At 73.0% G+C, this 7,116-nt stretch carries 6 protein-coding genes; 3 read left to right on the top strand and 3 right to left on the bottom strand.

Annotated features, from left to right (window positions below):
* Positions 1-280: 280 nt before the first annotated feature.
* Complete coding sequence (locus ABZX96_RS37825; protein WP_355554159.1) at positions 281-922, top strand: helix-turn-helix domain-containing protein; 642 nt, start codon at positions 281-283, stop codon at positions 920-922.
* An 86-nt stretch (positions 923-1,008) separates the two neighbouring features.
* Here ABZX96_RS37825 and ABZX96_RS37820 read toward each other — a convergent pair whose 3' ends face one another.
* Positions 1,009-2,511: a hypothetical protein gene (locus ABZX96_RS37820; protein WP_355554156.1), complete on the bottom strand. Its 1,503-nt coding sequence runs from the start codon at positions 2,509-2,511 to the stop codon at positions 1,009-1,011.
* Positions 2,512-2,750: 239 nt separating this feature from the next.
* Between ABZX96_RS37820 and ABZX96_RS37815 the strand changes: the two genes are divergently transcribed.
* Both ABZX96_RS37815 and ABZX96_RS37810 read left to right on the top strand, forming a co-directional pair.
* Entirely contained in the window at positions 2,751-3,353 is a 603-nt protein-coding gene (locus ABZX96_RS37815; protein WP_355554161.1) for a DUF305 domain-containing protein, read from the top strand.
* A 198-nt stretch (positions 3,354-3,551) separates the two neighbouring features.
* A complete protein-coding gene (locus ABZX96_RS37810; protein ID WP_355554154.1) occupies positions 3,552-5,012 on the top strand; it encodes an FAD-dependent oxidoreductase in 1,461 nt (486 codons plus the stop codon).
* A 67-nt stretch (positions 5,013-5,079) separates the two neighbouring features.
* Here the strand turns inward: ABZX96_RS37810 and ABZX96_RS37805 are convergent, their stop codons facing one another.
* Both ABZX96_RS37805 and ABZX96_RS37800 read right to left on the bottom strand, forming a co-directional pair.
* Entirely contained in the window at positions 5,080-5,448 is a 369-nt protein-coding gene (locus ABZX96_RS37805; RefSeq protein ID WP_355554151.1) for a helix-turn-helix domain-containing protein, read from the bottom strand.
* A 359-nt stretch (positions 5,449-5,807) separates the two neighbouring features.
* The gene (locus tag ABZX96_RS37800; RefSeq protein WP_355554148.1) at positions 5,808-6,887 is read right to left on the bottom strand and encodes an NADH:flavin oxidoreductase/NADH oxidase; all 1,080 of its coding nucleotides are present in this window, start codon (positions 6,885-6,887) and stop codon (positions 5,808-5,810) included.
* Positions 6,888-7,116 lie beyond the last annotated feature (229 nt).

The following is a 7,116-nucleotide window of genomic DNA, read 5'->3' as shown; positions in this document are numbered from 1 at the left end:
TGCCGGTCGTACCGGCACGAGCGGCGGGCGCGTTGTTCTCGACACTGGTACGGCGGCCCCGGCCGGGCGACCGGCCTGCCGCTCGGACGACCGGCACACCGGGGGCCCGCACCCTCTTGGCATCCCGATATCCCGACATCCCGGCATCCCGGCATCCCGGCATCCCGGCATCCCGATCCGGTGCTTCCCTCCCGGGGTGGGAAAATGTGTACCGACCATCCCGGTCAGGCCACAAAAGGGCCCTGACCTGCACCTTCTCAGTGATCAGTAGGATGCTGAAATGTCCCCCCGCAGCGCATCGGCCAATGAAGAGTTGCGGCGACGTTCCCGCGAGCGGTTGTTGCAGGCGACCGTCGAGTTGGTGGACGAGCGCGGGTACGAGGCGACGACGCTCGCCGACATCGCCTGCCGGGCGGGCTCGGCGCGCGGGCTGATCTCGTACTACTTCCCCGGTAAGCGGCAGCTCCTGCAGTCCGCCGTCCACCGGCTGATGCATCGTTCCCTCCAGGCGGGCCTGGAGCGGGGGGACGAGCCGGTGGGCCGGGACGCGGGCCGGGAGCTGCTGGCGCGGGCGATCGACGCGGTGCTCGGGCTGGCGCGGGACTTCCCCACCCTCATGCGGACGCACATGGCGGGGATCCTCACGGCGGAGGGCTTCATCCAGTGCCCCGAGCAGCAGCGGCTGGCCTACCTCCTGCGCGAGACGATGGTGCGGTACGGCTCGGCGGACCCCGACGCGGACTACCAGATGCTGCGCGCGCTGCTCATGGGCTCGGTGGTGGCGGCGCTGATCCCGGGGGTGCCGATGCCGCTCCCCCGGCTGCGGGCCGAGCTGTTCCAGCGGTACGGGCTGGACTGGGACATGGGTGTCCCGCCGGGCGAGGAGCCGCCCGGCGGGACGTCGGCGGACCGGTCACCCTGATCGGCTGACCGGCTCCGGTCCACCCGCGTCGGGGCCGGCCGCGCGCGCCACTGACGTCAGTCGGTCGCGTCCGCGCCGGCCGCCGCTCAGCGGTAGTCCGGCTGCGTCTGGGCGTTCAGGACGGGCAGGCGGACGGAGGCGGCGCTGTCCGTGCGGCGGTCGTCGATCCGCAGCACGTCGAACCCCTTGGCCATGTCGTTCGAATAGATGTGGCCGTTGTAGTAGTACGCCGACCACGAACCGCCGACCACGAGCTGGTCGGCGGAGAGCGGCCCGCGCTCGAAGTACCCGATCTCCTTGGGGTGCGCCGAGTCGGTGAAGTCCCAGATGGAGACGCCGCCCTGGTACCACGCCTGCACCATGATGTCGCGGCCCTTGGCCGGGATCAGGGAGCCGTTGTGGGCGACGCAGTTCTCCGTGGCGGCCTGGTGGCGGGGGATCTTGTAGTAGCTCTTGAAGACGAGCTTGCGGTGGTCGCCCTTGCCGACGATGTCGTAGATGCCGTCGGCGCCGCGGTGCGGCCCGGTCGCCGCGTCGCAGGTCGCGGCCACGCCACCGCCGAGTTCGTCGGTGAAGACGACCTTGGTGCCGCGTTCGTTGAAGGTCGCCGAGTGCCAGAACGCGAAGTTCTCGTTGTCCTGGACGCGGTCGATGACCCGTGGTGCCGCGGGGTCGGAGATGTCCATCAGGATGCCGTCGCCCATGCACGCGCCCGCTGCCAGCCGCAGCTTGGGGAAGGCGGTGAGGTCGTGGCAGCCGGTGGTCTCGCTGACGCCGGGGTGGGTCGGCTCGCCGGGGTTGCCGCCGTCGGGGAACAGCACCGGGAAGTCGATGACCTTGGCCTTCTGCGGTGCCGAGCGCGGCACCTTGATGATGGAGATCCCGTCGTGCGGCGGCCGGCAGTCGGGGAACGCCGCGTCCGGCGCGTACGAGGACACGTACACGTAGACGTCGCGCCGGTCCGGGACCAGCGTGTGGGTGTGCGAGCCGCAGGCCGTCTCGACGGCGGCGAGGTACTTGGGGTGTTCCTTGTCGCTGATGTCGAAGATCTTCATGCCCTCCCAGGAGGACTTCTCCGTGGCCGGCTGCGAGGTGCTGGCGCAGGAGTCGTCGCTGCGGGAGGAGTCGGTGGAGAGGAAGAGCAGGTCGCCGCTGACGGAGACGTCGTTCTGGGAGCCGGGGCAGAGCACCTGGGTGACGACCTTCGGCGCCTTGGGGCGGGAGATGTCGAAGATGGCGAAACCGTCGTAGTTGCCCGCGAAGGCGTACTTCCCCTGGAAGGCGAGGTCGGAGTTGGTGCCCTTGAGCGCTTGCTTGGGGATGTTGGCGAGGTGGCGGACGTTGGCGCTGTGGACGCTCTCGTCCACGCCGGGTATGTCGCCCCGGGCGATCGCGTCCCTCGTCTGGTTCCGCTCGTCCTGGCTCGCCCGCTCCCGGGTGCCCGAGCCGGTGGTGGGGTCGGGGATCGCCGCGGCGGGGGCGGCGATCAGCAGCGAGGCGGCGAGGCCGAGGGCGGCGGTCAGCGCGCCGAGGCGGGCGCGCCGGGCCGGGGGTCTGGGGCGCCCCGGTGGTCTGTGCGACGAGGTCACGGGTCCTCCTTGGTGGTGTGCGGTCCGTTCCGTGCGTGGCGCGTTTCCTGGTGGGGTGGTGGGACGGTGGACCCCGGCAGTATCCACCATTCATGTACATATCAATAGAACGCCAGTACATATCTGCCGCGCACCCGGGGTAGATCGGGTCCGAGCGTCACGGATGGGAGGACACCTTGCGCCAGTCGACGCGCTCTCGAAGATCCGCACCACCACCCGCCCTCGCCGCCGCCCTGCTCATGTCCCTTCTCCTCACCGGCTGTTCGTCGGACGCGGAACCGGCGCAGCGCGCCGCGGCCGGGCCGCGGGTCGTCGCCCCCGGGAAGCCCGACGAGCCCGCGCGGACGCTCACCGCCGAAGAGGCCGCGTCGGCGGTGCCGGACGACTCCCCCAACTCCGCGGACCACACCTACGTCCAGATGATGATCCGGCACCACGAGCAGGCCCTGACGATGACCGATCTCGCCGCCACGCACGCCCACTCCGCCCAGGTCAAACGCCTCGCCGGGCGGATCGCGGCGGCGCAGCGGCCGGAGATCGGCGCCATGCGGGGGTGGCAGGCGTCGCACGGCGACCCCCGGAAGCCGTCCGGGCACCACGATCACGGCGCGATGCCCGGGATGGCGAGCCCCGCCCAACTGGACGCGCTGCGGACGGCGCGGGGCGAGCGGTTCGACGCGCTGTTCCTGAAGCTGATGATCACGCACCATCAGGGCGCCGTGACGATGGCCACCGAGGCGCTGTCCCAGGGCAACAACACGCTCGTGGAGGAGATGGCCAACGATGTCGTCGCCCAGCAGACGGCGGAGATCCAGCGGATGCGGGGCCTGCGGCGCAGTTGACGGGAGACGGGGCGGGGCGATGACGGGGCCCGCCGGTCCCCTTGGGAGGGGCCGATGGCGGGCGGCGTCCGCGTTCTCGTCCACCTCGGGCGCGGTCCACCGCGACCGAGCCGCGGCCCGTGGGCGGCTCTTCGCGGACGGTCTCCCGACCGCGGGGGGCCGGTGCGATCCTGGTGCCACTTCGCGGAAGGAGCTGTCGTGCTTCGTGTAGCGGTGATCGGTTCGGGACCCAGTGGCGTGTACACCGCCCAGTCCCTTGTCGCCCAGGATGCGGTGCCGGACGTCGAGGTGTACGTGCTGGACCGGCTGCCGTGTCCGTACGGACTGGTCCGGTACGGCGTGGCGCCCGACCACGAGAAGATCAAGTCGCTGCAGAACAACCTGCGTACGGTGCTGGAACACCCCCGGGTGCACTTCCTGGGCAACGTGGACGTGGGCGCTCCGGGGCTGGGCCCGGCCGAGTTGCGCGAGATCTTCCACGCGGTGGTGTACTGCGTGGGCGCCGCCACCGACCGGCGGCTGGGCATCCCCGGCGAGGAGCTGCCCGGCAGCCGTTCCGCCACCGACTTCGTCTCCTGGTACAGCGCCCATCCGGACGCGGCGGCCGACCGGTTCCCGCTCACGGCCCGCTCCGCGGTGGTGGTGGGCGTGGGGAACGTGGCCGTGGACGTGGCCCGGGTCCTCGCCCGCGGCGCCGCCGAACTCGCCGCCACGGACGTGCCCCAGGCGGCGCTCGGCGCGTTCGGGAGCAGCCGGGTGCGGGACGTGTGGATGGTCGGCCGCCGGGGCCCGTCGCAGGCCAAGTTCACCACCAAGGAGCTGCGGGAGCTGGGCGCGCTGCCGGGCGCCGAGGTGGTCGTGCGGCCGGAGGAACTGACGCTGGACCCGGCGTACGCCGACCCAGCCGCGCTGCCCGCCACCAACCGCCGCAACGTCGAGGTCCTGCGCACGTGGGCCGAGCGGGCACGCGCGGGATCCGGAGGCGGGCCGAACGACGGGCGGGGGCCCGCCCCCGGCGCGGACGGCGGACGCGGAGCCGCCGCCGGGTCGGGCAACGGGCACGGACCGTCCGGCTCCGGCGGCGTCCCGCCGCGCCGCATCCACCTGCGGTTCTTCCTGCGCCCGGTGGAGGTGCTCGGCGACGCGGCGTCCGGCGTGCGCGGGGTGCGGTTCGAACGGACGGTGCCGGACGGGCGGGGCGGCGTGACGGGGACGGGGCGGTACGAGGACATCCCGGCCCAGTTGGTGCTGCGTTCGGTGGGCTACCGGGGGACGCCGCAGGCCGGGCTGCCGTTCGACGCGGCGAGCGGGACGGTGCCGCACGAGGAGGGGCGGGTGCTGCGGGACGGGACGCCCAGCCCCGGCGAGTACGTGGCGGGGTGGATCAAGCGCGGCCCGACCGGGGTGATCGGCACGAACCGGCCGTGCGCCAAGCAGACCGCCGCGTCCCTGCTGGCCGACGCGGAGGCCCTGGTCCGGCGGACGCTGCCGGACGACCCGGTGGCCGCGCTGCGGCGCGCGGGCCGGCGGCCGGTCCGCTGGCCGGGCTGGCTGGGCATCGAGGCGGCGGAGGCGGCGCTGGGCCGCGAGCTGGGCCGGACGACCGTCAAGATCCCCGACTGGGAGGGCCTGCTGGCCGCGGCGCGCACCGCCGGTTGAGGGCGGCGCGGGCGCCGGGGATACCGCCCCTGGGGGCGCCGGGCCACCGCCCCTGGGTGCGCCCCGCTCAGGTGCCCGCGCCGCCGAGTCGCTTCTCCTCCAGGTCGGCGGCTGCGAGCACGCTGTCGAGCAGGCCCGGGAACAGGTCGTCGAGGTCGGCGCGGCGCAGGGCGTTCATCTTCGCCGTGCCCCGGTAGATCTGGTTGATGACCCCGTGCTCGCGCAGCACGCGGAAGTGGTGCGTACAGGTGGACTTGCTGACCGGCAGGTCGAAGACCGCACAGGACAGTTCGTCCTCCACGGCGGCGAGCCGGCGGACGATCGCCAGGCGCATCGGGTCGGACAGGGCGTGCAGGACGTTCTCCAGGCGGATGGCTTCCCGCTCCGGGTGGTCCAGAGTGCGGGCGCCGGACGAAGGGGCGGCGGCGGGCGGCATGGCGACTCCTGAAGGTCGGGCCTGACGGCCGGGTCCGGACAGGTCCCCCGGTCCAGCCTGGACAGACATTGTACGAAAGACCTCGTAGTTCGATGCATCGCGTACCGGCATTCCGTGCGCGTCCGGGCCTTTCACACGAAAAGCCGGAGACGACCGGCGAGACGACCGGACGGTCCGGCGGCGTACCGGCCTCGGCGGAGCCGACCGCCCCGCGCATGCGAGGTGACGACCAGGCGCCGGCCCCGTGGCACAACCGTCCGGTCGTCAGGAACGGCTGATCCGTACCGGATACGGGACACCGCTGCCGGGCGGCCGGCCATCACGACCGTCCGCCCGACCTCGGCGCTCCTACGCCCGGTTCACGCGGCGCGCCCGTACTGGCGCGGGACGTGGACGTCGCCGCCGAGCTCGCGGGCGGCCCGGCGGGCCCAGGAGGGGTTGCGCAGCAGCTCGCGGCCGAGCAGGATCGCGTCGGCCTCGCCGTCGGCGAGGATCTTCTCGGCCTGCTGCGGCTCGGTGATCAGGCCGACCGCGGCGACCGGCAGGCCGGTCTCGGCCTTGACGCGGGCGGCGAAGGGCACCTGGTAGTTCGGGCCGACGGGGATGTGGACGTCCGCGGCGTTGCCGCCGGTGGAGACGTCGAGCAGGTCCACGCCGTGGTCCTTGAGGAGCGCGGCGAAGCGGACGGTGTCGTCGGCGGTCCAGCCGCCCTCCTCCAGCCAGTCGGTGGCGGAGATGCGGAAGAACAGCGGCAGGTCCTCGGGCCAGACCGCGCGCACCGCGTCGACGACCTCCAGGGCGAAGCGGGTGCGGTTCTCGAAGGAGCCGCCGTAGGCGTCGGTGCGCTTGTTGCTGTGCGGGGAGAGGAACTCGCCGATCAGGTAGCCGTGCGCGCCGTGCAGCTCCGCGACCTCGAAGCCGGCCGCCAGGGCCCGGCGGGCCGCGTCGGCGAACTGGGTCACGATCCGCTGGATCTCCTCGACGGTCAGCTCGGTCGGCACCGGGTGGACCTCATCGAAGGCCACCGGGCTCGGGGCGACCGGCTGCCAGCCGTCCGCCTCGGGGCCGACCGGGCCGCCACCCTCCCAGGGCTTGCCGGTCGAGGCCTTGCGGCCGGCGTGCGCGATCTGGATGCCGGGGACGGTGCCGTGGCTCTTGAGGAAGTCGGTGATCCGCCGGAACGCGGCCACCTGGGTGTCGTTCCAGATGCCGAGGTCGTACGGGCTGATGCGGCCCTCGGGGGAGACGGCGGTGGCCTCGGTGAGGATCAGGCCGGTGCCGCCCGTCGCCCGCGCGGCGTAGTGGGCGAAGTGCCAGTCCGTCGCCACGCCGGCGTTCGGGCCGGTCGCCTCGGCGGAGTACTGGCACATGGGCGCCATCCAGACCCGGTTCGGCAGGGTCAGCTTTCGCAGCGTGTAGGACTGGAACAGGGCACTCACGAGCAACTCCGTTTCGCCGGGCAGCGGGATCGACTGCGGTTAGTACGATACATGGCGTAGTACGAGAGACGTCAAATTAATGGGCGGCGGCAAAGTCCGGGGCCCGAACCCGGCCGGGCGCGGCAAAGCCCGGGGACCGGACCCGACCGGGCGGCGGAGCCCGTTCCGGGACCCGGGCGGCCCGACCGGACGGCGGAGCCCGTCAGGCCGTGAGAACGAGGCGCAGGCC

Source organism: Streptomyces sp. NPDC003077 (genome assembly GCF_040611095.1).
In the GTDB taxonomy this organism is placed as follows: Bacteria; Actinomycetota; Actinomycetes; order Streptomycetales; family Streptomycetaceae; genus Streptomyces.
This window is presented reverse-complemented; position numbering and strand designations above follow the sequence as displayed.

What these genes read in the sequence shown, in the direction of transcription:
- ABZX96_RS37805 (WP_355554151.1), bottom strand. Translation starts at nt 5,448, where the DNA reads ATGCCGCCCGCCGCCGCCCCTTCGTCCGGCGCCCGCACTCTGGACCAC.
- ABZX96_RS37825 (WP_355554159.1), top strand. Translation starts at nt 281, where the DNA reads ATGTCCCCCCGCAGCGCATCGGCCAATGAAGAGTTGCGGCGACGTTCC.
- ABZX96_RS37815 (WP_355554161.1), top strand. Translation starts at nt 2,751, where the DNA reads ATGTCCCTTCTCCTCACCGGCTGTTCGTCGGACGCGGAACCGGCGCAG.